The following is a 25,521-nucleotide window of genomic DNA, read 5'->3' on the forward strand; positions in this document are numbered from 1 at the left end:
GTCCCGCCGACGTACAGCTCACCCGGCACACCCACCGGCACCGGATGCATCGCCGAATCCAGCACGTACGTCCGCATGTTCGGCAGCGGACGCCCTATCGGCAGGACGTCGGCCTCGGTGTCGCCCGTCACCGCGAGGATCGTGGAGCCGACGGACGCCTCGGTCGGGCCGTACTCGTTGATCAGCTCGGTGTCCGGGGCGAGTGACCTCCAGCGCTCCAGCGTGGCGCGGGTGAAGGCCTCGCCGGCCACCACCAGCACCGGCGCCAGCGCGGCCGCCTGCTCGGCGGTGAGCTGCTGGGCCAGGACGTCGAGGTGACCCGGGGTCACCTTCACGAAGCTGTACGGTCCCGAGGCGAACAGGTGTTCGCCCAGGTCGGCCAGGGTGACGTGCTGCCCCACCGTGTGCACGGCCTGCCCGGTCACGAGCGGCGCCCACAGGTTGGGGACGACCAGGTCGAAGGCGACCGAGGAGAACAGCGGGGCGCCCCCGGTGCCGCGCACGGCGAGTTCACGGGCCGCCCAGGCCACATGGTTGACCAAGCCCCGGTGGGTGACTTCGACACCCTTGGGCGTGCCGGTGGAACCGGAGGTGAAGATGACATAGGCCAGCCGGTCCAGATCGTCCACCCGCACCGGCGCGGTGGCCGGCAGCCCGGCGAGGTCCGGCAGCTCGCCGAGCGTCACCACGGCCGCGGACGCCTCCCGCATGGTGGTGACCCGGTCCGCCGGGTAGGACGGGTCGGCCGGGACGTAGGCGCCACCCGCCTTCCACACCGCGAGCAGGGCGGTCAGCAGATCGGGGCCGCGGTCCAGCCGGACCAGCACCCGGGACTCGGCTGTGACGCCGAGGCCGCGCAGGTGGTGGGCGAGCCGGTTGGCATCGGCGTCCAGGTCGGCGTAGGAGACAGTGGCACCCGCGTGCTCGACGGCGACTGCGTCCGGGGTGCGGGCGGCCTGCGCCTCGAACATCTGCAGCACGGTGGCGGTCTCCGCCTCGTGCGCGGTGTCGTTCCACTCCGCCGTCTGCCGCTCCTGCTCGCCCTCGGGCAGGAAGGTGACCTGGGCGTCGCCCTCGGGATCCGCGGCCATCGCTTCCAGGACCTGGCGCAGCATCTGTGCGAGCCGTTCCGTGGCGCTGCGGCTCAGGGCGCTCCGGGAGGCGGTGAGGACGAGGTGGCCGATGCGGGCCGAGACGCCGAGCGAGAACTCGGTGGGGCTGTCGTCGATGCTCGCCAGGTAGTCGACCTGGTCGTGGTCGACCTGGTCGAAGTCGTGGTAGCTGAACCGCATCTCGACCAGCCGCTCGGTGTCGGCGAGCTCGCGCTGGATGACCGGCATCGGGTAGGTGCGGTGCGGCCAGAGTTCGACCTCGCGGGCGAACACGGCGGCGACCAGCTCGCACCAGGTGGCCGCGGAACGGTCGTACGCGAACGGCAGCGTGTTCAGGTGCATGCCGTAGACCCGGTCGGCGCCAAGCACCTCGGGCCGTGCGTTGCACACCAGGCCGGTGAGGAAACGCTCCTCCGGCGTGAGCATGCTGAGCGTCTTGAGGTGGGCCGCGTACAGCACGCTCTTGAGCGAGGCGCCCGCCCGGGAGGCCAGTGCGCGCAGCCTGTCCTCCAGGTCGTGGAAGGGCACGGGGACGCGTCGGGGGGCGCCGCCGTCTTCCGGGTCGCCGCGCCACGCGGCGGGCACGGTCAGCGGCGGGTAGCCATCGACGACGGACTGCCAGTAGGCGCGGGACTCCTCCGAGCCCAGGGCGTCCAGTTCCGCGGCGATGAAGTCGGCGAACCGGACGGCCGGGGCGCGGGACCCGGCGGGCTCCCGGCCGTCGCGGATGCGGCCGTACTCCTCCAGGATCTCCATCAGCAGCGAGTGGTGGCTCCAGCCGTCCAGGATCGCGTGGCACTCGGTGTTGGTGATCCACCAGCTTCCGTCACCGGCCACGTGCGCGTGCAGCCGCAGCAGCGGCGGCGTCGCGAGATCGAACAAGGCAGCGCGTTCCTGTCGGACGAACTCCCGCAGTTCCGCGAGGAGCTGGTCCTCGGACAGGTGGGAGACGTCGCGCACGCCGACGGGCAGTTCCGCGGTCGCGTGCACCAGCTGCATCGGGACGGAGCAGCCGGTCAGATCGAAGGAGGTGCGCAGGACGTCATGGCGGGCGGCGACCACGGCGGCGGCCGCACGCAGCGCCTGCGCGGAGAACGGCTTTTCGTCGCGGATCCGGAACGACGTGGCGTTGTGGTACGGGTGCCTGCCGTCGTCGGTCAGCATTTCCACGACCATGCCGAGCTGCACCTGCGACAGCGGGTACGCGTCGACGACGCCCTCCGGGAGGCGGGCCACGTCCTCAGCCGTGATCAGTGCGAACGGTTCCACCGGCCGTCCGGCGCCGGCCGGCGCCGGACGGCCGGTGACCAGTTCGGTGATGCGGGCGACGGTGCGGTACTCGAAGACGTCGCGCACGGCGACGTCGTAGCCGATGGCCCGCAGCCGGCCCACGAGGGCGACGGCACGGATGGAATGCCCGCCCACGTCGAAGAAGCTGTCCTCGACGCCGACGTGTTCCAGGCCCAGGACATCCGCCCACACGGCGGCGACGCGCTCCTCGGCGACTGTGCGTGGGGCGACGGACCCCGTCGGTCCCAGGGCCTCCCGGCCGGGCGCGGGCAGCGCCCGCTTGTCGAGCTTGCCGTTGGTGGTCAACGGCAGCGCGTCCAGGGCGACGAACGCCGCCGGGACCATGTACGCGGGCAGCCGGCTCGCCAGGTGGGAGCGAAGGGCAGCCGGCGCCGGCACGACCCCGTCGGCCGGGGTCACGTACGCGACCAGCCGCTTGTCGCCGGGAGCGTCCTCGCGCACCAGCACGACCGCGTCCCGCACGTCCGGGTGAGCGGACAGCGAGGTCTCGATCTCGCCCGGTTCGATGCGGAAACCGCGGATCTTGACCTGGTCGTCGCTGCGGCCGACGAACTCCAGCCGCCCGTCCGGGAGCCGGCGGGCCAGGTCACCGCTCCGGTACAGGCGGGACCCGGGCGGCCCGTACGGGTCGGGCACGAACCGCTCCGCGGTCAGCCGCGGCCGGTTGAGGTAGCCACGCGCCACACCGGCGCCGCCCACGCAGATCTCGCCGGGTACGCCCACCGGCACGGGACGGCCGTCCGCGTCCAGCAGAAACACGCTCAGGTCCGCCAGCGGGCGGCCGACCGGACTGGCCCCCGGCGAGTCCAGGTCCTGCCCGGTCACTCGGTGGTAGGTGGTGTGGACCGTGGTCTCGGTGATCCCGTACATGTTGACCAGGGCGACCCGTTCGAGACCGAACCGCTCGGCCCACGGCCGCAGATCGGAGACCTCCAGCTTCTCGCCCCCGAAGACCACCGCACGCAGGGCCAGCTCGGCGTCGGTGCCGACCAGGGCGCGGAACGCGGTCGGCGTCTGGTTCAGGAACGTGACCCGTTCGCGTGCCAGGAGGTCGAGGAAGTCCTCCGGGGAGCGCACGACGGAGTCCGGGACCACCACGAGGTGGCCGCCGTACAGCAGTGCTCCCCACATCTCCCACACCGAGAAGTCGAAGGCGTAGCTGTGGAACAGGGTCCACACGTCCGTCCCGGCAAAGGCGAAGTGCTCGTGGCCGCGGTCCATGAGGCGGACCACGTTGCTGTGGGTGAGCGCGACGCCCTTGGGCCTGCCGGTCGAACCCGAGGTGTAGATCGTGTAGATCAGGTTCTCCGGGCTGCCGGCGACGGCCGGGGCGGTGTCCGGCTGGGCCGCGATGAGATCCGCGTCCCCGTCGAGCAGCAGCAGCTCCCCGGTGAACGGCCCGGCGTGGGCTCGCGTGGTGACGATGACGGAGGCCCGGGCATCGTCCACGATGTAGGCGATCCGGTCCGCAGGGTTGGCCGGGTCCAGCGGCAGGTACGCGGCACCGGACTTCAGGATGCCGAGCAGTGCCGGCATCAGCTCGATGCCGCGCTCCAGGCTGAGACCGACCAGGGTCTCCGGGCCCGCCCCCTTGGCGATCAGGGCATGGGCGATGCGGTTGGCGCGGGCGTTGAGCTCGGCATACGTCAGAGCGGTCCCCGCGAAGGAGACGGCGACGCGGTTCGGGGTGCGCGCGGCCTGTTCCTCGAACAGCTCATGCACACGGCGGGTCACCGGACGCGGCTGTCCGGCCGGGCTGATCAGCACGGCCCGCTCCTCGTCCCCGATGATCTCCAGCGCGGACAGGTGCGCTCCGGGGGCAGCGGCGATGCCGGCGAGCAGGCGCAGCAGATGGCCGCAGAACCGCTCCGCGGTCGTACGGTCGAACAGCGCCGTCGCGTACTCCAAGTGCCCGCCGAGCGACCCGTCGCCGCCCTCACGCAACTGCAGGTCCAGGTCGAACTTGGCGAACTGTCCCGAGCCCTCGAAGGACGACACCTCGATGCCGGGCAGCTCGAACGCGGCATCCCGGTCGCCATGCAGGGTGAACGCGACCTGGAACAGTGGGGTGCGCGACAGGTCGCGCTCCGGCCCGATCGCCTCGACGGCTTGGGCGAAGGCCAGGTCCTGGTGATCGTATGCGTCCAGCACCGTGGCGCGGGTGCGAGCGAGCAGCTCGGTGAACGCCGGGTCGCCGGACAGGTCGCCGCGCATCACCAGGGTGTTGATGCCGTAACCGATCATCTGCTGCAGCTCCGGGCGGCCTCGACCGGAGACCACGGTGCCGACCGCGATGTCGGTGCGGCCCGTGTAGCGGGCCAGCAGGGTCTGGTAGGCGGCGAGGAACAGCATGAACAGCGTGCTGTCCTGGGCGGCTGCCATCTCGCGCAGCCGGGCCGCGAGCGGTTCCGGCACCTCGAACGGCACCGCGGCGCCCGCACCATCCCGCACCGCCGGACGCGACCGGTCCGCGGGCAGATCGAGCGGGGCGAGGTCCGCCAGCCGGTCTTTCCAGTAATCGATGTGACGTGTCATCACGTCCTGGGTGAGCTGCTCGCGCTGCCAGGCCGCGTAGTCGGCGTACTGCAAGGCGAGCGGGGCCGGGGCCGTGCCGTTGTACAGCTCGCTCAATTCCTGGCCGAAGAGCCGGGTGGACCACGCGTCGCAGGCGATGTGGTGGAAGACCACCGCGAGCACGTGCTCGTCGGCGGACATCCGGATCAGCCGGCCCCGCACCGGCCAGTCGCGGCCCAGATCGAAGGTGCGGGACAGGTCCGCCTCGACCAGGGCCTGCGCCGCCTCGTCGTCGTCGGCCTGCGAACGCACCAGCGGCAGCGGACCGGGTGCGTCGACGACCTGCACCGGCTCGTCGTCCCGCAGGACGTAGCGGGTGCGGAGGATCTCGTGCCGCTCCACCACCCCCTGCCAGGCCCGGTCCAGGGCATCGGCGTCGAGCGGGCCGCGCAGCCGCAACACCAGCGGCACCAGGTACTCGGGGCTGTCGGGCTCCAGCCGGCTGAGGAACCACATCTGCTGCTGCCCGTACGACAGCGGCAGCGAGGCGCTGCGTTCGGCGCGCGGAATCCCCGCACGGCGCGGTGCGGTGGCACGGCCGCCGGCGAGGCGGCGACGCAGCAGCTCAGCACGGAGCGCGTCGGCATCGGTGCCCGAAACGACGGGTGTGTCCATGTTCCCGGTGCTCATGCCAGGTGCTCCTTGCTCCGCGATGTGGTGTCGGCGGTGGGAAGGGTGCCGACGGCGTTCAACAGTTCGGTGTCGGACAGCGCGGCCACCTCCGCGGCGACGCGCTCCTCGACGACCGCCGCGAGCTGGGCGACCGTCGGGCCCTCGAAGACCGTGCGGACGGCGAAGTCGATTCCGTACTCCTGCTGGATCCGGGAGATCAGGCGGATCGCGAGGATCGAATTGCCGCCGATGTGGAAGAAGTTGTCGTGCGCACCGGCCTGGACGCCGAGCAGCTCGGACCAGATCTCCGCGACGGCCTCCTCGACCGGGCCGCGCGGCGGGACGTGCGCGTCGCCGTCGGGCAGCCCGGGTGCGGGCAGCGCCCTGCGGTCGACCTTGCCGTTGGCGTTGACCGGGACGGCCTCCAGCGCGGTGAAGGTCGCCGGGATCATGTACTCCGGCAGCCGCGGCGCGCAGTGCGCGGCGAGGTCGGGCAGTTCGGTGCCGGGTTCGGTGGGCACCGCATAGCAGGCCAGCGCGGGCTCGCCGCCCTCCGGCCGGTGGACGACGACCACGGCCTCGCGCACCGCGGGGTGCGCCGCCACCACGGTCTGGATCTCGCCGAGTTCGACGCGATAGCCGCGGATCTTGACCTGGTCGTCGAGCCGGCCCAGGAAGGACACGGCGCCGTCGGGCAGCCGGCGGACCAGGTCCCCGGTGCGGTAGAGGCGTGCGCCGGGCTCGGTGGCGTACAGGTCGGGCACGAACCGCTCGGCGGTCAGCTCGGGCCGGCCCGCGTAGCCGCGGGCGACACCCGTGCCGCCCACGTACAGCTCCCCGGCCACGCCGACCGGGACCGGCCGCATCGCCGCGTCCAGCACGTACATCGTCATGTTGGGCAGCGGCCGCCCGATCGGCAGGACGTCCGGAACCGGCCCGGCGCCCTCGGGCGGCACGGGGTGGATCGAGGTTCCGACGGACGCCTCGGTCGGCCCGTACTCGTTGATCAGTGCCATGTCGGGGGCCAGCTCACGCCAGCGCGCGAGCGCGTTGCGGGTGAACGGCTCGCCCGCCACCACCATGACCGGGGTGAGGGCGCCCGCCTGGGCACGGGAGAGCTGGTGAGCGAGGATGTCCAGATGACCCGGCGTCAGCTTCAGGAAGCTGAACGGGCCCGCCTCCGCGAGGCGCTTGCCCAGCTCGGACGTGTCCGTGTCCTGCAGCAGCAGGAACAGCCGCTGACCGGTGACCAGGGGCGCCCACAGGTTCGGCACCACCAGGTCGAAGGCGACCGAGGAGAACAGCGCCGCGCCGCCGTAGTCCTGCCCGGCCAACTCCCGTGCGGCCCACGCCACATGGTTGACCAGCCCCCGATGGGTGACCTCGACGCCCTTGGGCGTGCCGGTCGAGCCCGAGGTGAAGACGGTGTACGCCAGCCGGTCCAGATCCCTGGTGCGCGCGGGCGCGTCGGCAGGCTGCAGGGCGATCTCGGCCGCGTCGGCGTCCACCCGCAGCACCCGCAGCCCGGGCACGGTGAACCGCTGTTCGTACGCAGAGGAGGTCACCACGACCCGCACCCCGGCCGCCTCGCACATCGCAGCGATGCGCTCCGCCGGGTACGACGGGTCGACCGGCACGTAGGCGCTGTCCGCCTTCCACACCGCGAGCAGCGCGGTCACCAGCTCCGGACCCCGGTCGAGCAGGACCGCGACGCGTGACTCGGCGTCGTCGCACAGGGTGCGCAGCTGGTGGGCGAGACGGTTGGCGGCGGTGTCCAGCTCCCTGTACCGGACGGTTCCGGCGCCGAAGGCCAGGGCTGTGCGCTCGGGGGCGGTGCGGGCCTGCTCCTCGAAGCGCTCGACGACGGTGCGCCCGTCGTGCTCGTACGCCGTGTCGTTCCACTCGGCGACCAGCAGACGGCGCTCGTCGTCGCCGAGCAGCTCCAGCTCGCCGAGGGGCGTCCCCGGGTGCTGCGCGACCCGGTCGAGCAGAGTGAGGAAGTGGCCGGCCACCCGCTCGGCGGTGGCCCGCTCGAACAGCGAGGTCGCGTACTCCAGGACACCGTCCAAGGCGCCCTCGGGGGTCTGCCGCATGAAGAGCGACAGGTCGGTCTTCGCCACCTGCCAGACCTCGGTGAACGCCGCCAGGTCCGAGTCGTCGGTGACGACGGAGGTCACGCCCTCGCTGTGCAGGTCGAAGGCGGCCTGGTAGAGCGGCGTGCGGGACAGGTCGCGTTCGGGCTGGAGCTCGTCGACGAGCCGCTCGAAGGGCAGCTCCTGGTGGACGAAGGCCGTGCGGGCGGTGTCCCGGACCCGCCGCAGGGCCTCGGTGAAGGTCAGTTCGGCGGACAGTGCGCAGCGCACCACCAGGGAGTTGAGGAAGAAGCCGACCATGTTCTCGGTCTCGGGCCGGGTGCGGCCCGCCACCGGGGTGCCGACGGGCACGTCCCACTGGCCGCTGTAGCGGGCCAGGAGCGTGGCGTACGCCGTCAGCAGCGTCATGAACGGGGTCGCACCGTGCGCACGGCCCAACTCGGCCAGACCGGCGGCCGTCTCGGCCGGGACCCGGAAGGGGACCATCGCGCCGCGCGGGTCGCGGACCACGGGACGGGGGCGGTCGGCCGGCAGGTCGAGCGGGGTGATGCCGTCCAGGGCGGTCCGCCAATGGGCCAGCTCGCGCTCGACGACCTCCTCGGTCAGCCAGGCGTGCTGCCAGGCGCCGTAGTCGGCGTACTGCATGGCCAGAGCGGGCAGTTCGGGCTCGCGGCCGTCCTGATACCAGGCGCACAGCTCGCGCAGCTCGCGGTCCAGGACCACCGTCGACCAGCCGTCGCAGGTGATGTGGTGCAGCGTCAGCAGCAGCACGTGGTCCTCGCCCGGCAGCCGCACCAGCAGCGCCCGCCACAACGGCCCCTCAGCCAGGTCGAAGCCGCGTGCGAACTGCTCGCCGAACAGCGCAGGCACCTGTGCGCGTCCGGCGTCCTCGACGCGCAGCTCGACCCGGGCGGCACCCGGTTCGTCGATGATCTGGCGAGGCTCACCGCCCTCGGCGACGTACCGGGTGCGCAGCGGCTCGTGCCGGGTGGCCAGCGCGTCCAGGGCGCGCCCCACCGCCTCCGGCGCCAGCTCGGCGGGCAGCCGCAGGAACAGCGGGGCCACCCACTCGGGGCTGCCGGGGTGCATCCGGTCCAGGAACCACAGGCGACGCTGCCCGGAGGAGAGTGGAAGGTCACCGGAACGCGGCACTGGGATGATGTCGGGCTCTTCGTGGGCCACGGCGGGCTGCGGGTCAGTGGTGGTGCCGGCCGGGGCGGGCTGTGTTCCCGTCGGGGGCGCGGTGAGCAGTTTGGCCTGGGACTCGACTGTCGTGGCTGCGAACAGGCCCCGCAGCGAGACCTTCTCCCTGGACGCGGCGCGCAGTCGCGCCGCCAGCCGGGTCAGCTGGAGGGAGGTGCCGCCCAGGGCGAAGAAGTCGTCGAACGCGCCGACGCGCTCCTTGCCGAGCAGTTCGGCCCAGACGCCGGCCACCAGCTCTTCCGCGGCGTCGCGCGGGGCGGTGTACTCCGGCTGCCGGGCGGCGACGATCTCCTCGGGGCTGGGCAGCGCGGCGCGGTCCGCCTTGCCGTTGGGCAGCTGCGGGAAGGCGTCGAGCGTGTGGAAGAAGGACGGCACATGGCTGTTGGGCAGCCGCTCGGCCAGGAACACGCGCAGCTCGGCGGCATCCACGGCGGCGCTCGCCGTCAGATGCGCGGCCAGCCGCTTGCCGCCGTCCTCGGCCGGATACGCGGTCACGACTGCCCCGGTGACAGACGGGTGGGCCACGAGTGCGGCCTCGATCTCACCCGGCTCGATGCGCACCCCGTTGACCTTCACCTGGTCATCGAGGCGGCCCCGGTACTCCAGGGTGTGGTCGGCACGCCAACGCACCTGGTCGCCGGTGCGGTAGAGGCGGGCGCCGGGCTCGGTGGCGTACGGGTCGGGCACGAACCGCTCGGCGGTCAGCTCGGGCCGGCCCGCGTAGCCGCGGGCCACCTGCTGGCCGCCGACGTACAGCTCGCCGGGGACGCCCACCGGCACCGGGGCGCCGTTCGCGTCGAGGACGAGTAGCTTCGTGCCGGGTAGCGGTCGGCCGATGGGCACTGCGCCGGTGGTGACCGACGGGTCGGCCTGCTGTGCAGTGACGTCGATGGAGCACTCGGTCGGACCGTAGGTGTTCCACACCTCGACGCCCTCGCCGGCCTTCTCCCGCACCCGGGCGACCAGTTCGGCGTGCAGGGGCTCACCGGCCGAGAACAGCAGCCGCAGCGCGCCGCAGCGCTCCCAGCCGTTCTCCGCCACCAGCACCCGCAGCACGGACGGCACCACCTGAAGCACGGTTACGTCGAAGTCACCGACCGCGCGCAGCAGCGCCGGCGGGTCATGCTCGGCACCCGCCGGGGCCAGCACCACAGTGCCGCCGCAGACCAGCGGGGCGAAGATCTCCCAGCCGGCCGCGTCGAAGCCGACGGTCGTCTTCTGCAGCACTCGCTCGCCGGGACCGAGCCCGTGCCGCTCCACGGTCCAGCCGACCCGCCGGGCGATGCCCGCGTGGGTGACGACCACGGCCTTGGGGCGGCCGGTGGAGCCGGAGGTGAAGATGGCGTACGCAACGTTGTCGGGGCCCGCGGCGACGCCGTCCCCGGGGGCGTCGCCGGCCTCGGGAAGCTCATGGGGATCGACGCGACGCGCACCGGCCTGGCGCACGGCAGCGTCCAGCTCAGGTGCGGTCAGCACCCATCCCGCCCCGGAGTCGCGGATCAGGTCCGACAGCCGGGCCGCGGGCTGGGCGGGGTCGAGCGGGACGTAGCCCGCCCCTGCCCGCCACACGCCCAGCAGCGCGACCACCAGGTCGAGCCCGCGGGGCAGGCTCACCCCGACGAGCGTCTCGGGCCCTGCGCCCAGGTCCCGAAGGCAGCGGGCCATGCGTGCGGACGCACGGTCCAGCTCCTCGTACGTCACCGCCCGGTCGCCGTCGACGACGGCAACGGCGTGCGGCGTACGGAACGCCTGCTCGGCGAAGCGTTCCGGAAGCAGTTCGGCGTTCACGGCAACTCCTGTCACAGACCTGGGTGTCGGGCGGTGGCGGACTCAGGCCGCGGAGGACTCGTCCATCCGGCGGCGCAGGCTCAGCGGGCGCATGTCGGTCCACACCTCGGTGATCCGGGCCAGGCACTCCTCGCGGGAGCCCTCGGTACCCTCGGCGTGCCAGCCGGCGGGCAGCTCCCGTCCGACGGGCCAAAGCGAGTACTGCTCCTCATCGTTGAACACCACGCGCTGGCGGGGGCCTTCGGTCTGCTCGGTGGTCATGGGAACTCCTTCAGCCGTACGAGTGGACAGGCGGGGTCGGGCAGGTGGGCAGGGTGCACAGAGGTGGACGACCGCAGGCGGGCAGCCGTACCGGCGTGACGCTCAGGCCGGCTGGAAGTCCTCGACGCGGACGCCGAGCCCGCGCCGCTCGGCCTCTTCGCGCACGTACTCGGTCAGCGTGATGTCCAGGACACCAAGGCCGAACGGGGAGTAGACGACGGGCCGTTCCGGGACGCGGTGCAGGGTCACGGTGCCGCGCAGCAGCGCGCCGATCTCGGCGGCGACGAAGTCCCGGTTCCCGGTGGCCTGTTGGGCAAGGTCGAGAGAGGTGCGCTCGCGGCAGACGTGGTCCGTGTCGTCGACCACATTGACCGCGCCGAGGATCGCCCCGGCCGTCAGGTCGCGCAGCGAGACGTGCAGCACGGTGGTGTCCGGGCCGCATGGGGTCAGGTCCATGTGCGGGGTGGCAGCAGTGGTGGCCAGCGACACCAGCCGGTGCTCGCCGAGGGCCGCCGCCAGGTCGGTCACCGAGTGGGCCTTCACCTCAGGCACGGCCTCGGCGCAGCGGTCCGCGAACGCCTCGGCGCGGGCCGGGTCGGAGTCGTACAGAGCTGCTTCGCGCAGCCCGGGCAGGGCGGCGGCCAGGAAGCGCAGGATCTCCAGGTTGATCACGCCGCAGCCGATCAGCAGCACGGAGGCCGGGGGCCGCTCGGCGGTGAGCTCCGCAGCGGCGAGCGCGGCGCTCGCGGCGGTGCGTTTGGCCGAGATCACGGCGCCCTCAACGAAGGCGACGGGGCGGCCGTGGTCGAGGGAGTTGAGCACGATGGCGGCACTTGCACGCTCGGTGCCGGCGGCGACGTTGCCCGGAAAGGAGGCGATCCACTTCATCCCGGCCGCCGGGCGATCGCCGCCACGGTAGGCCGGCAGTCCGATGATCCGGTCGCTGCGGTGGCGCTCCTCGGGAAAGCGCAGGAACGTCGAGTGCGGCAGGGATGTCTGGCCGGCATCGTGCAGCCGATAGGTGTCGGCGACGAGGTGGATGATGTCCGTCTCGCGGCCGGACAGCACCTCCGCCACGTCGGTGCGCCGGAGGATCAGCATGGGGTTCCCTCTCTGCGGGACAGGCGAGGACAAGGGCCGGAGGTGATGGCGAAATGGGCCCAAGGCGGTGTGGGCAGAGCCTGTGGTGATGCAGCGATGGTGGGCTCCGGCGCTATATGCGCCCTATACGTCCCGTCCCGCCGCGCCCGGCCCGGTGCCGACGGGATCACCGCTCCCGTACGGCCTCCAGCTCGTACCCGCCCGTGCCCGCCAAGAGGGGATACTGGTGGACCTGGAGTGTGAAGCCATGGCGGTCCAGCAGGTCCTGGACTGCGGTGAGACGGCCGGCCACGTCGTGGACCTCGGCCACCACCGTGTGGATCAAGGGCCAGTGGCAGTCCTCGATACCACGCAGGACGGCCAGTTCAGCGCGTTCGACATCGACCTTGAGGAGGTCGACACGTGGGACGTCGTAGCGACGCAGCAGGTCAGAGAGGGTCACGGCAGGGACGGTGCACTCGACGCCCTCGTGCAGGCCTTCGACCAGTTCGGCGGCGTCCTCGGGATCCACCCCGCTGTTGCGCAGGAAGGCCAGGGTGATCTCGTCGTCGGCAGCCCGATCGGCGTGCAGGCCGGAGTTACCGGGGGCCTCGGGGTAGTACGTGAAGCGCAGCCGGCCGGGCTGCTCCGCGACGGCCGCGCACTCCGCCGCCCAGCCCGGCGCCGCGTGCTCGGCGAGATTGCGCACCAGGCAGGCGTGCAGTGCGGGCGCCGGCTCGGCCGCGATGACGCGGACGTGCGGCCGGGTTCGCGCACAGAGAACCGACATCAGTCCGATGTTGGCGCCCACGTCGACGACCGTGCTCCCGTCCCGCAACCTCCGTGCCGCCCGGTCGTACGCCCCCGGCGGCAGCATCTCCCTCCACATGACCGCCGCCGCCGGGCCGTTGGTGCACCACACGGCGAGGCCGTCAGGCAACTGCTGCCGCAGGGGGTCGCCGGGATGGGGGACGGTTCCTCCTGGGGAGCTCATGCCGCCCCCGACCCGAGCGCGAGCAGGAAGGCCAGGTCGTCGTGGGCGACGAGGGAGACGTCGGACACACGGGTGGCGGGCGTGTCGAGGGAGGTGTCGAGCAGACGACGCCAGGTGTCTGCGAACCGTTCGATCGTGGCCGCGTCGAACAGATCGGTGTTGTAGCGCAGCACAGCCCGGAAGCCGTCGGCGCCCTGGAGCACCTCCACGGTCAGGTCGAGCTGCCCCTCCTGCTGCGGCACGTCGCAGAGTTCGGCCCGCAGCCCGCCGAGCCGCACCGGCCCCTGGTACAACCCGGGCACCGGCAGCCGGTCCGCGGCCACCAGCGTGCAGGAGATCCGGAACAGCGGCCCGCGCGAGGGTCCGCCGTCCAGCAGCTCGACGGGATGGCGGGCGTGTGCCATCCCGGTGCGTAGCTGCTGCTGCGCCGACTCGACGACGTCCAGCAGCGTCGTCGCGGATGAGAACCGCCCGACGACCGGCAACACGTTGACGTAGTAGCCGACCGCCTCGCGGGTGCCGGGCGTGAACCGTGTGGTGGCCGGGCAGCCGATGAGGAAGTCGTCCCCTGCGCCGGAACGGTTCAGGGCGGACTGGAAGGTGCCGAGCAGCCACGCGAACGGTGTGAGGCGCCGATCCGCAGCCGCTCTGTGTATCCGTCGCCCCGTCGCCGTATCCAGCTTCACCTCGTGGGTGGCACCGTTGAGAGTGCGCTGCACCGGCCGCGGCCGGTCGGTGGGCAGCTCCCCCGCCCGGCCCCCGGCGCACACGCCCTGCCAGTATGCGGCCGCCCGCCGCCCGCGCGGTGAGGCGACGAAGTCCCGCTCGGCACGCACCTGTTCGTCCCATGGGGTGACCGCACCGGGCGGGGCGGCGGGTGCGCCCTGCCCGGTGCGGGCGCCGTACTCGGCGAACAGGTCACGCACCAGCAGCCACTGTGAGGTGGCGTCGCTGACCAGATGGTGGGTGGCGGTGACCAGCACCGCGTCGTCCGGCGCCCGGCGCAGCAGCACCGCGCGGAACGCCCCCGACTCCGTGATGCGGAACGGCTCCTCGCCCGCCCGCTGGGCGAGCAGGAACAGCCTTTCCTCGTCGGTGTCCGGCGCCTCCCGCACCTCCAGCCGCACCGACTCGGGCGCCATGAGCAGCCGTACGGGCCCCTCGTCGGTGGCGGGGAAGCGGGAGCGCAGCAGCTCGTGCCGTTCGACGAGTGCCGTCAGCGCCCGCTGCAGGACCTCGGTGTCAACGCGGTCACGCAGCCGTACCGCGAGGACGACGTTGTACGCGGAGCTGTCCGGGTCGATCCGGTGGGCGAGCCACAGGGCCTCCTGGCCGGTGGACATGAGCATCGGCATTCAGTCCTTCCACAGGTGTGAGACGTCGCCGAAGTTCTCGCGCACCCAGGAGTCCGAGTAGATGGTGTCGAGATAGCGGTCGCCACCGTCGGGGAAGATGAGGACACAGTTCGAGCCCTCGGGTATGCGGTGCTTGATCTTCCACAGCGCCGCCACGGTGGCACCGGACGAGCCGCCCGCGAGCACGGCCTCCCGGTTGACGAGCCGGCGGCAGGCGGTGACGCACTCCAGGTCGGAGATGTGCACCACCTCGTCGGCGGCCGAGGCATCCATCAGCGGCGGTACCACGGACGCGCCGTGCCCCGGGATCAGGCGCTGGGTGGACTCCAGACCGAAGATCGCGCTGCCCAGCGCGTCGACGGCGACTATCGTGGTGTCCAGACCGCGTGCTCTGATGTGGTCCCGGCAGCCGCGCAGGGTGCCGAAGGTGCTGACCGAGCAGAAGAGGAAGTCGATCTTGCCGTCCAGGGCCTCCTCGATCTCCCGCATGGTCGCCTCGTGGGCCTTGGGGTTGAGCAGGCTGGTGTACTGGTTGGGCCAGTACGAGTCCGGTATCCGGTCGACCAGCTCGCGCACCCGGCGCAGCCGGACCGGCAGGAACTCGCCGGTCAGCTGGTCGCGTTCGGTCACCACCTCCACCTCGGCGCCGAAGGCTTTGAGGATGGCGAGGTTCTGCCCGGTGGTCTTGCCGTCCACCACACAGATGAAGCGCAGTCCGAAGTACCGGCAGATCTGGGCGAGTCCGACGGCGAGATTGCCGGAGCTGGACTCGACGATCACCGAACGGCCCGGCTCCACGTCGCCGCTGCGGATGGCTGCGAGGAGCATGCCGAGCGCGGAACGGTCCTTGATGCTGCCCCCCGGATTGAATCTCTCGATCTTCCCGAATACGCGGGAGCCCAAGTCCGGCAGCAATTTTTCGAATGCGACGAGTGGGGTGTTTCCTACGGTCGACAGAATGCCAGGGAACGTTTTCTCGGGCATGGCTGTTCGCCCCTTCCCGGAGAAGCGATGCGGAAATGGCGCGCGTCCGCCGTGTCGCGGCGCGCGGAAACAGGGCGGGCCGGGGCCGGTCTCCCCCAGAGGAGGGAGGACGCCCCGGCCCAGTGCGGCGCCGGTCCGTCCGGCGGACGACGGTTGGATCCGGTCCGGTCCGACGGCCGGGCTAGCGGGCCAGCTCGGCGGCGAGGTGGGCAGTGATCGCGTCGATGGTCGGGTGGTCCCAGGCCATGGTGGGCTCCACGACGAGGCCGAAACGGTCTTCGACATCACCGCACAGCGTGAGGGCGTACACGGAGTCCAGGCCCAGCTCGGCGAGGTCTGCGCCCGCGTCGATGTCGGCCGGGGTGAGTTCGAGGTAGTAGGCGACCCGGTCGACGAGCCATTCGCGGATGGTCTGCGTCGAGGTGGCGGGGTCCTGGCCGGCGGACGCGGAGCCGACCGCGGTGTCGGTGACGGAGGCTTCGGTCATGGGGCAACTCCCTTGACGGGTACGGCCCGCGGGGCGAGCCGGGTGCGGAAGAGGTCGAAGGTGCGGGCGTCGTCGTGGCGAGCGGACAGCTCGTCGAAGAGCGCCCCGGCAGCGGCCTGTGACAGCGCCCCGCGGCGCGGGCCGAGCCGCCCGGCGAGCCGGTGCAGCGCCGCCGTGACCCACAGCGGGTCGGCGAGGAAACCGTCGGAGCGCCGCGCCATCCGCCAGACGCCCAGGCAGGCGGCGGCCGCGAGCAGCAGCGCATACCGCTCGGCCAGCAGGAAGGAGCGGCGCCCGGCGACCGGGGTCCTCTCCAGCGGTGGCAGGGCGGCGCTGCGGCGCGCCAGATCGGTGAGCGCGTCACTGAACTCGACGGCCAGAGCGGCAAGTTCGGCCAGCGCGGGATGGCCGGCCGCCTGCCTGGCCAGGTCCCGGGCGAACAGCGGGAGCCGGCTGGCCAGGCCGTCGGCCCCGCGCGTGGTGAGCTCCAGCCTGCCGAAGTCGAGCGGGGGCAACGGGTCGTGCAGGCGGAACAGCGCCTCGTCGCCGTCCGGCCCGGCGGTGCGGGCGTCCAGCGCGGGCTGCCAGGCGCGCTCGGCGAGCCGGGGCAGTTGCGGGACGATGTTCGCCAGGCACACCGCGCCGCTGGCGTGGGCCAGCGCCACCACGGGCAGGTCACGCGCCGCCTTCTGGAACGCCGCGTACGGCCCTTCGCGGACGTAGCTGCGGGCGCCCAGCACCACGCCGAGCCGGTAGGAGTTCTCCTGGAGCAGCTTGGGCACGAGGTACTTCACCGCCGCCGAGCGCACGCTCGCCTCGGCGGGCCGCAGGTGCAGAGTGCGGGCAGCGACCATGGACAGCGCGTCACAGATCAGCAGGTCCACGAAGGCGTCGGTGAGCACCGAGCGGGGCAGCTGCAGCGCGCTCACCGAGGCTCCGTACAGCCGACGTTCCCTGGCGAAGGCGAGGACCGTGCGCAACTGGCTGTCCCCGACGCCGACGACCATGCCGGGCAGCACACTGCGGGTCACCTGGAAGACCTTCAGTACGGTCTCCATGGCGACGCCCTCCTCGCCGAGCAGGGCGTCGGCCGGGACGGGACAGGAGTGGAAGCGTGCTCCCCCCAGCAGACAGCCGCGGACCCCTGAGGTGGGATAGCGGGCACTGCGGTCGACGTGCCCCTCCGGCAGAGCGTCGAGGTCGACCAGCAGATGCGAGTGGCCGCGGCTGCCGGGCCGTTCGTCGGTGCGGGCGAAGACCACGGCGGCCTCGGCCCGGCCGATGTTGTTGACCAACTGCTTGCTGCCGTCGAGGAGATATCCGCCGTCGGCCGCGGGGCGCGCGGTGAGCGAGATCCGGGTGAAGTCGCTGCCGTGGTCGAGCTCGGTGTAGGCGGCGACGATCCGGCCGCCTCCGCACAGCAGATCGGCCGCCCGCTGCTGCTGCTCGGCGCTTCCGTCCGACCAGATCGGCAGCCCCGCGATGAAGCTGGTGACGCCGTGGCCGATGGCCAAGGCACAGTCCCGGCGGAAGATCGCCCGCATCAGCAGCGCGAACCGGTCGGAACGCTCGAAGCGGCCGCCGAGCGCGGCCGGCACGAACTCGGCTCCCAGCCCGTACGCGGCCAGCGCCCGTTCGCCGTCCGCGGATAGTTCGCCACGCTCGTCGGCTTCGAGGACGGCTGCCGAGCCAAGCGGATTGGTGGGGTCGTAGGGGTCGCCGAGCAGGGTCTCCAGGCGGTCGAGGCGCTCCAGGGCGGTGTCACGCCAGGCGTCCGCGCGGACCTCCGTGGCACTCGTGGTCGACAGGTGCGTCATGCCGCGTCCTTGGGTGAGGCGGTGGGGGCCGGCCGGTCGGTGGCGGTGCCACTCGTGGCGCTGGTGGCCTCGGCCAGCGGGCAGTGCAGCAGGGAGAACAGCAGCCCCCGCTCGTGTTGGGTGTGCAGTGTGGGCAGCAGGGCATCCAGGGCCGGTCCATCCGCGTCGTCGTCCAGGTCGGGCGTGCCGGTCAGGCGGTGCAGCAGCCGGACGAGTACGGCGTCCAGCCAGGCCGCGTCGTGCCACAGCGGGCTGTCGGCCGCGGCACCGGCCCGGTTCTCCAGCCAGAGGTGGAGGCTCGCGGCGCCGGCGTACACCAGGGCATACCGGCCGGCGGAGGCGAACGCCGCCTCTGGGACGGCGCGGGCGCTGTGCCTGTGCGTGGCCAGTTCCTCGTGCACCTCGTCCGCGACCGCGAGCAGCCGCACGGCCCGCTCGGTCACGGAGGGCGGGGCCAGCTCCTTAACGCGGCGCACCGCCTCCGGCAGGGACTGCACGACGCTCACACCCGCTCGGGCGTACAGCGTGAGCCGGTCGTGGTCCAGCTCCGGCGGCGGTCCGTCGAGGCGGGCGGCGGCCGTGACCCCGTCCCGGTCGGCGAGGCTCTTGCGGTAGCCGCGGGCAAGCACCGGGAACTGGTTGATCAGCGAGTTGAGGTTGACGGCCGTACTGCCGTCGAAGATGCCCACGATCCGGTGGTCGCGCTCCAGCTTCTGGAAGGCGCCGTCGGCGAAGTCCTCGACCAGCATGGCGCGTGCGCCCAGCAGTCCGCGCAGAGCGCCGATGACCTCGTCGCCGAGGGTGGGCACGAGGTACTTCACCACCGCGGAGACCGCGCTCAGCTCATCGGTCAGCGTATGCACGGAGCGGGTCGCGACGAGACTCGATGCCTCCATGGCCAGCAGGTCGGCATAGGCCTCGGCGAGGGTCCGCGCGGCGTGCGGCAGGTGGGCCAGGGGACGGCCGTAGAGCCGGTGGGTGCGGGCGAAGCCGGTGGCGATGCGCAGGGCGTGGTCGGCCATGCCGAGGGACATCGCCGAGCACAGGGTGCGGGTGATCTGAAGGCCCTTGAGGAGGATCTCCAGGCCCGCCCCTTCGGCGCCGACCAGCGCGTCGGCGGGGAGTTCGGCGCCGTCGAAGGCTATGCCGCTGATGTCGGCGCCGCGCACGCCATGGGTGGGGACGCGCGGAAGGGACCGCCAGGTGCCGGGAGCCAACCGCGCCTTGTCGACCAGGAACAGACTGAAGCCGCGGCTTCCGCCGTCGGGCCCGGTGCGCGCCAGGACGCACACGAACTCAGCCCGTCCGGCGTTGTTGATCAGCCACTTCTCGCCGACCAGCCGCCACCCGCCCGCAGTGCGCTCGGCGCGCAGCTCTCCGGCGAGCAGGTCGCTGCCGTGGGCCCGCTCGGTCAGTGCGAGGGAGACGACGGCCCCCTCGCACACCCGTGGCGCGAGAGCGCCGGCCTGTTCGGGCCGCCCGGCCAGCCAGACCGACACGGCACCGAGATAGGTCTTGACGTGGCCGAGCGCAACGGTGAAATCCCGCCGGGCCAGGATCCGGATGAGCTGCGACAGTTCCTCGGCGCTGCGCAGTTCGCCACCGAACCGGGCGGGCACGAACCACCGGGGCAGCCCCAACACGTCCAGCTCCCGGCACACGTCCGCCGGGAACTCCTCCGCCTGGTCGGCCTGCGCAATGCTCCGGTGGGAGAACACCCGCCGCCCGTCACCGGGATCCCCGAGCCGTACCTCCAGCTCCCGGCCGAGCGCATATGGATCCCATGCCTCGCACTCGGCCACAGGCGGCACTCGTATCTCATCCGCGTCCCGGCCGACCCCGCAGGCTGCGGCCACGCCCGCCGAGTGCCCGACGCCGCGCGCCCCGCCGCCGGGAGTGGCGTCGGCAGCGTCCCCCCGGGCGCGGAACGCCGCGCGCAACTGCGGTGCCAACTCCTCGTGCAACGTGCTCAGTTCTGCCTCTTCGAACAGGGTGCGCATCAGCGTGCGCCGGATCTTGCCGCTCGTGGTGCGCTGGATGCGGCCGGGCTTGACGAGGACCACGCCACCGACCCGGACGCCCAGGCGCTGGGCCAGGCGGGCGCGGGCGGTGCGGGCCAGGGTGGCGAGGGTCTCGGCCGGAACGCCGCGGCTGTGGACCTCCTGGACGGCGACGATCTCTTCCGCGACGGAGCCGCCGGGTCGGGAGGCGAAGACCGCGGCGGGCAGGTCGCCGAAGGCCGGGTCGAGGTCGCGCAGTTCGCGCTCGATGTCGTGCGGATACAGGTTCCGGCCGTGCACGATGATCATTTCCTTCAGACGGCCGGTCACATACAGGTGGCCGTCGCGCAGCGCCCCCAGGTCCCCGGTGCGCAGAAACGGCCCGGCACCGTTGGCCGTCACCGCGCGGAACGTCCGCTCGGTCTCGGTCGGCCGGTTCCAGTAGCCGAGTGCCACGCTGTCGCCGCGGATCCAGATCTCGCCGATCCGGCCGTCGGGCAGCACCGCACCCGTGTCGGCAGCGGCGACCCGCACGTCCAACCCGCGCACGACCCCACTGCTCGCCAGCTCCCGCACCGCACCGCCGGACCGGCCCGCCGCCTCCGTCACCAGGCCGCCGGCCAGCGCCTCCGCGTCCGCGCGCAGCACCGTCGGCGGCTCGTCCACGGGCGTGCCGGAAACGTAGAGCGTGGACTCGGCAAGGCCGTAGCCGGGCAGCAGGGCGCGCGCCGAGAAGCCCGCGCCCGCGAACCGCTCCGCGAAGCGGGCGAGGGTCGCCGCGTCGACGGGCTCGGCGCCGTTGCAGGCGTAGCGCCAGTGGGACAGGTCCAGCCCGGCGGTCTGCTCCTCGGTGAGGCGGCGCGCGCACAGGTCGTACGCGAAGTTCGGCGCACAACTGATGTCGGCCTTGTGCCGGGCGATGAGCCGCAGCCAGGAGACCGGCCGTTTCAGAAACTCGGTCGCCGACATCAGCACCGCGGTCCCGCCCAGATACAGCGGGGCGAGCATCATCGCGATCAGGCCCATGTCGTGGTAAGCGGGCAGCCAACTGCACCAGGTCATGCCGCCGTGCCAGCCGTGGCTGTCACGCATCAGCCGCAGGTTGTGCTGCAGCGCGCCGTGCGAAACCATCACGCCCTTCGGATCGCCGGTCGACCCGGAGGTGTACTGCAGGAAGCACAACTCGCCCGGCGCAACGGCGTGTTCGACCCAGGCCGGCGAGTCTCCGGCGCGCTCCGCGGACTCCACCGCGACGGCTGTGACCCCGGCGAGCGCCGTCCGCTCACCCTCCAGCCAGCGCTCCACGGCGGGCAGACCCGCCACGTCGGTGAGCACCAGCCGAGCGCCGGTGTCCGCGGCGATCGCCGTCGTACGGGCCTCCTGGCGCCCGAAGCCACCGGGCAGCGGCACCGGGACGGGTACGGCGCCCGCGTAGAGGCAGCCGAGGAAGGCCCGGACGAACGCGGTGCCGGGACCGCAGGACACCAGCACCCGGTCGCCGATCGCCGTCCGCCCGCGCAGCCACTGGGCCGCGGACCGTGCGGCCCGGTCCAGTTCCGCGTAGGTCAGGCTCTCCTCGGCCGGCCCGGTGCCGAACCGGACGGCGCGGTGAGCGGGCTTTCGTGCAGCCCCGCGGCGCAGCGCGCTGATGAAGCTCTCGAAGTCGGTCACCCCAACTACTCACCCTCTGCGGCTGGTGGCGCCGCGGTCGCACAGCAGCGGTATGTCGTTCACCCAACCGGCGCCCGCTATGCGGCACCTATATGCGGCCATCCGGGCACGGGCAGGGGCGGATCGGTGGGAAACGGCGCCGGCCGCCGCACGGCGCCGGCGGGGCGGTGCCGTACGGCGGTCCGGAATCGGTCGGCCGGAAGGGCGGCTCAGCCGCATCCGCCCGCGTGGCCGTCGTCGACGGACCGCTCGGGCTCGATGAGCGCGGCCTCCGGCCCGCCCTGGGGTTGCGTGAGTCCGGGAGAGCGGCCGGTGAGCGCCGCCACGAAGGCGCGCAGCCGGTCGACGCCCCAGTACTTGTCGTAGTGGTCGACGAAGAACGGCACCCCGAAGACGCCGTCGCGCTGGATCTCCAGCAGTATCCGCACGCCCTCGGCACGCAGCTCGGGATCATCCGACGCGGACGCCAGCTCCTGCGCGTCCAGCCCGAGCCGGGCGCCGAAGCCACCGATCACCGACCGGTCGCAGATGTCCTGCCCGAGCTCCCAGCGGGCCCGGGCGGCGAGCGCGAGGTACTCGGGGCCCATGCCGTGCCGGGCCGCGGCCAGATAGCCGAGGTGCGGCACCTCCCACACCGGCTCGCGGTCCACGGGCCAGCTCAGCGACAGCCCCCGCTCGGCGGCCAGGCGCCGCACGTCCTGGAGGATGTAGCGGTGCTTCTCCGGGCTCATCGGGGTGTAGGGGAAGGACCCGCCGGCCTCGTCGAGCAGCTTGCGGCTCAGCTCGTCCGGCTCGAAGAACGGTACCCAGTCCAGGGCGGCCGCCAGGCCCGGGTGGTGGGCCGTCAGGTCCCGGTAGGCGAGCCAGGAGTAGGGACTGCGTAACGAGAAGTAGAACCGCGGGGGCCGCCGGGTGCGGCGGCCCCCGCCCCCCGTGCCGCTCACAGCGCGATGCCGCCGTCGACCTGGAAGACCTGGCCCGTGACGTACGACGCCTCGGGCGAAACGAGGAAGGAGACCAGCGCAGCGACGTCCTCCGGGCGACCGAACCGTTTCAGTGGAATGCGGCCCAGCATCTCCTTCGACACCTTCGGCGGCAGCACCGAGGTCATGTCGGTGTCGATGAAGCCGGGCGCCACCGTGTTGGCCCGGATGCCGTGCCGGCCGCCCTCCTTCGCCAGGGACCGGGTGAAGCCCATGATCCCCGCCTTGGACGCCGAGTAGTTGGTCTGGCCCGCGTTGCCCGCGATCCCGGCCACCGAGGAGAGCGTGACGACGGCGCCGCCGCCCCGCTTGATCATCGAGAAGGCCACCGCACGGCAGAGGTTGTAGGTGCCGTCCAGGTTGGTGCGCAGCACCGCGTCCCAGTCCTCGTCCGGCATCAGCACCAGCGGGTTGTCGCGGGTGATGCCGGCGGAGGTGACCGCGGCCGACGCCGGGCCCAGCTCCTCCTCCGCCGCGGTGACGAAGTCCCGCACCTGGGCGCGGTCGGTCACGTCCACCCGCCGGGAGAGCACCCGGCGGCCCAGCTCGCGCGCCTCCTTCTCCACCAGGGCGGCGGCCTGGGCGTCGGAGCGGTAGCAGAAGCCGATGTCGTAACCGTCGCGGGCCAGCCGTTCGACGACCGCGCGGCCGATGCCACGGGACCCTCCGGTGACCAGGGCGACCTTGTCGCCGTGGGTGTCACTCGCTGGGGACATCAGATCGTCTCCTCATACCTTCGACAGGGCGCGTTCGGGCGCCTGCAGCAGTTCCGAAACGTCACGCAGCGCCACCACGAAGGAGCCGACGCGCAGTACCTCACGGCCGGCGGCGTACGTCTCGCCCGCGAGGACCGCCGTCTCGTCGACGGACTTCACCAGGCGCACCCGGTGCTCCAGAACGTCCCCCGGGTGGACGCGCACGCCGAAGGCCACATCGTTGATGGCACCGGCGAGTTCGACCTTCCCGGCCAGCACGTCGGGGTTGGGGTTCTCCCACACGGACAGCAGCACCGCGGACTGAGCCCAGGACTCGATCACCAGGGAGGTCGGGTAGGCGTAGTCGGCGGCTGCGGCGTCCTGGCCGAGCGGCGCGTAGCAGGGCTCGTTGCCGGAGATCGCCTTGAGCGCGGTCAGGGTCTCGCCCGGCGTCACCTGCGTGACGCGGTCGACCAGGAGGATCTCCCCGCGGTGCGGAATGGTGTTCTTGATGCGGTCGATGCCGTACGCCGTCATGAGGTGCCCTCTTCCTGGTCCCGGCCACCCCGGACCCGGTAGCGCAGCCGGATGTCGGCGACCTTGCCGCGGTTGGTGCCGATGACCGCCTTGAACAGCAGCCCGGCCGCGTTGTCCGTGACCGCGACGTCGGCCAGCACCCGGTCGCCCGGAAAGACCGGCCGGTGGAAGCGGCACCGGTCCATGGCGACCAGCTCCACCTCGCCGGTGTGGGCGCCTTCGCCGGACGGCTCGGCGACGGGGTTGTCCCTGGCCCACTGCCGGACCGTGCGGTCGGCGGCCTCGATGAGGAACACCCCCGGCAGCACGGGGAACCCGGGATAGTGCCCGGCCATGACCGAACCGTCCTCCGGCGCGTCGAAGGCCCCGAGCGCGCCCGTCGGGCCGGTGCGGATCAGCTCCAGGTCGCCCAGCGGTGACGCGGCGCTCACCGGGTCTCCCGCAGCTTGCCGTCGAGCAGTTCGTAGGTGCCCTGCAGGGAGGTGATCGATGCCAGCTCGGCTTCGGCGAGCCTGACGCCGTACTCCTTCTCCAGACGCACGGTGATCTCCAGCGCCATCAGCGAGTCGACGTCCAGGTCCTCCGTGAAGTGCGCTTCGTCGGTGACCTCGGTGACGTCCAGGTCGAGGACGTCGGCCACCAGGTCACGCAGTTGTTCCTTGTCGAGCAAGGGGGTGCCGGTGATGTCGGACATGGGGTAGATGCGTCCTTCCGAAGGGTGGTTGGCGTACGAGAAGTGCGGGAGCAGGAGGCACCGCGTGCCGCGCGGCCCCGCGTCGAGGGCGCCCGCCGCGTCACCGCACACCGGTGCGCAGGACGACCGCCCCGGTCTGGCCGTCGGGGTCGACCGAGGTGACGAGCACCGGGCGATCCGCTTCCGCCGCGGTAACGGCGGCCGCCAGTTGGAGGGAGGCGGAGGCGGCGCCCAGGTCGCCGATCAGGTGGCGCAGGCGCAGCCGGGGCGGCTGGTGCTCCCCGAAGACCGAGGCGAGCGCCGCGTCCTCCCGGCCGCCGAGCGGGCCACCGCAGTCGGACGGCACGAGCAGGGCGACCTCGTCGGGCCGTACGTCGGCCTCCTTGAGGGCCTCGGTGACCGCCCGCACCACCGCGTTGTGGGCACGCTCCGGGGCGTGAAAGGCGATGAAGCGGCTGCCGAGCAACGTGGCGAGCGCGGAGCGGCCGTGGGCGCGGGCCCGGCCGAGCGGCTCCAGCAGGAAGAGCGCGCAGCCTTCGCCCAGCGGCCCGGCCGGCTGCTGGTGAGAGCCGGAGGTGCGGGTGCGGTACTCGAGCCAGGCACGCTCGGTGGAGAATTCCTCGACGGCGCCGCACAGGACGGCCTCGCAGTGGCCCCGGCGCAGCAGCCGGACCGCGTAGCTGAGGGCGAGCAGGCCGGTCAGGGCGCCGCCCGCGACCGTGGTGTTGGGGCCGCGCAGGGTGTGCCAGATCGCGCTCTGACCGGCGGCCCGGTTCATCACGGTGTTGGGGAACCGGGCCGGGTCGACGTGGAAGGGCTTCTCACCGGTCAGGGAGTCCCGGGTGAAGTCCATGATGCTCTGCACGCTGCCGTGCCCGGTGCCGAGCACCATGCCCACGGCCTCCGGGTCGTCCTGGGCCAGCCCACCGCCGGCCTGCTCCAGGAGCATCCCGGCGGTGGCGACGGCGAGCGCGGTGGCCCGGTCCATCGACCGGGTGCCCTTGCGGCCCAGCACCGCCCTGATGTCGAAACCCGCGACGTGCCCGGACCGTTCGTAGGGGCCGGGGTCGAGGGCGTCGTCCGCGGCGCGCACGCCGTTGCGGCCCTCCCGTACCCCCTCGGCGAAGGCCTCGGCACCGAGCCCGTACGGCGAGGCGGCCGACCAGCCGGATACGACCAGGGTGTCCGGGTCCGCCCCGGTGGCAAGACTGGCACTCATCGCTGTCTGCTCCTGTCGGTGAGGTCTGGAGGTCGCGGAGGTCGCGGAGGT

Annotated in this window: 16 protein-coding genes; all 16 read right to left on the reverse strand. The window is 72.6% G+C overall.

The window, feature by feature from the left end; translation table 11 throughout:
* On the reverse strand, positions 1-5,627 hold a 5,627-nt coding region (locus ACIRFL_RS03695), incomplete at its 3' end, for an amino acid adenylation domain-containing protein (RefSeq protein ID WP_404023584.1).
* A complete protein-coding gene (locus ACIRFL_RS03700) occupies positions 5,624-10,693 on the reverse strand; it encodes an amino acid adenylation domain-containing protein (protein WP_404023585.1) in 5,070 nt (1,689 codons plus the stop codon). The genes ACIRFL_RS03700 and ACIRFL_RS03695, both read right to left, overlap by 4 nt.
* A gap of 42 nt (positions 10,694-10,735) precedes the next feature.
* Entirely contained in the window at positions 10,736-10,954 is a 219-nt protein-coding gene (locus tag ACIRFL_RS03705) for an MbtH family protein (protein ID WP_404023586.1), read from the reverse strand.
* Between the two features lie 102 nt (positions 10,955-11,056).
* A complete protein-coding gene (gene sbnB, locus ACIRFL_RS03710; protein ID WP_404023587.1) occupies positions 11,057-12,055 on the reverse strand; it encodes a 2,3-diaminopropionate biosynthesis protein SbnB in 999 nt (332 codons plus the stop codon).
* 166 nt (positions 12,056-12,221) lie between these two features.
* On the reverse strand, positions 12,222-13,028 hold the full coding sequence (locus tag ACIRFL_RS03715) for an FkbM family methyltransferase (protein WP_404023589.1): 807 nt from the start codon (positions 13,026-13,028) through the stop codon (positions 12,222-12,224).
* Complete coding sequence (locus ACIRFL_RS03720) at positions 13,025-14,377, reverse strand: condensation domain-containing protein (RefSeq protein ID WP_404023591.1); 1,353 nt, start codon at positions 14,375-14,377, stop codon at positions 13,025-13,027. Before ACIRFL_RS03720 ends, ACIRFL_RS03715 begins: the two co-directional genes overlap by 4 nt.
* Positions 14,378-14,383: 6 nt before the next feature.
* Complete coding sequence (gene sbnA, locus ACIRFL_RS03725; protein WP_404023592.1) at positions 14,384-15,367, reverse strand: 2,3-diaminopropionate biosynthesis protein SbnA; 984 nt, start codon at positions 15,365-15,367, stop codon at positions 14,384-14,386.
* A 181-nt stretch (positions 15,368-15,548) separates the two neighbouring features.
* The gene (locus ACIRFL_RS03730; protein ID WP_404023593.1) at positions 15,549-15,854 is read right to left on the reverse strand and encodes an acyl carrier protein; all 306 of its coding nucleotides are present in this window, start codon (positions 15,852-15,854) and stop codon (positions 15,549-15,551) included.
* A complete protein-coding gene (locus ACIRFL_RS03735; RefSeq protein ID WP_404023594.1) occupies positions 15,851-17,671 on the reverse strand; it encodes an acyl-CoA dehydrogenase family protein in 1,821 nt (606 codons plus the stop codon). The genes ACIRFL_RS03730 and ACIRFL_RS03735 overlap by 4 nt, the downstream gene beginning before the upstream one ends.
* Positions 17,668-21,342 (reverse strand): AMP-binding protein, encoded by a 3,675-nt coding sequence (locus ACIRFL_RS03740; RefSeq protein WP_404023596.1) that lies wholly within the window; start codon positions 21,340-21,342, stop codon positions 17,668-17,670. The genes ACIRFL_RS03735 and ACIRFL_RS03740 overlap by 4 nt, the downstream gene beginning before the upstream one ends.
* A 209-nt stretch (positions 21,343-21,551) precedes the next feature.
* Positions 21,552-22,286, reverse strand: a complete 735-nt coding sequence (locus ACIRFL_RS03745; protein WP_404023598.1) for a 2-hydroxychromene-2-carboxylate isomerase — start codon at positions 22,284-22,286, stop codon at positions 21,552-21,554.
* Positions 22,283-23,041: a 3-oxoacyl-[acyl-carrier-protein] reductase gene (gene fabG, locus ACIRFL_RS03750; protein ID WP_404023599.1), complete on the reverse strand. Its 759-nt coding sequence runs from the start codon at positions 23,039-23,041 to the stop codon at positions 22,283-22,285. The genes ACIRFL_RS03745 and fabG overlap by 4 nt, the downstream gene beginning before the upstream one ends.
* A 12-nt stretch (positions 23,042-23,053) precedes the next feature.
* Positions 23,054-23,557, reverse strand: coding sequence for a 3-hydroxyacyl-ACP dehydratase FabZ family protein (locus ACIRFL_RS03755; RefSeq protein WP_404023600.1), 504 nt, complete (start codon positions 23,555-23,557; stop codon positions 23,054-23,056).
* Positions 23,554-23,988, reverse strand: coding sequence for a hypothetical protein (locus ACIRFL_RS03760; RefSeq protein ID WP_404023601.1), 435 nt, complete (start codon positions 23,986-23,988; stop codon positions 23,554-23,556). Before ACIRFL_RS03760 ends, ACIRFL_RS03755 begins: the two co-directional genes overlap by 4 nt.
* On the reverse strand, positions 23,985-24,251 hold the full coding sequence (locus tag ACIRFL_RS03765) for an acyl carrier protein (protein WP_404023602.1): 267 nt from the start codon (positions 24,249-24,251) through the stop codon (positions 23,985-23,987). The genes ACIRFL_RS03760 and ACIRFL_RS03765 overlap by 4 nt, the downstream gene beginning before the upstream one ends.
* Positions 24,252-24,351: 100 nt before the next feature.
* A complete protein-coding gene (locus ACIRFL_RS03770) occupies positions 24,352-25,470 on the reverse strand; it encodes a beta-ketoacyl synthase N-terminal-like domain-containing protein (RefSeq protein WP_404023603.1) in 1,119 nt (372 codons plus the stop codon).
* Positions 25,471-25,521 lie beyond the last annotated feature (51 nt).

The sequence above is a fragment of the Streptomyces sp. NPDC102462 genome, assembly GCF_044765425.1.
Classification (GTDB): Bacteria; Actinomycetota; Actinomycetes; order Streptomycetales; family Streptomycetaceae; genus Streptomyces.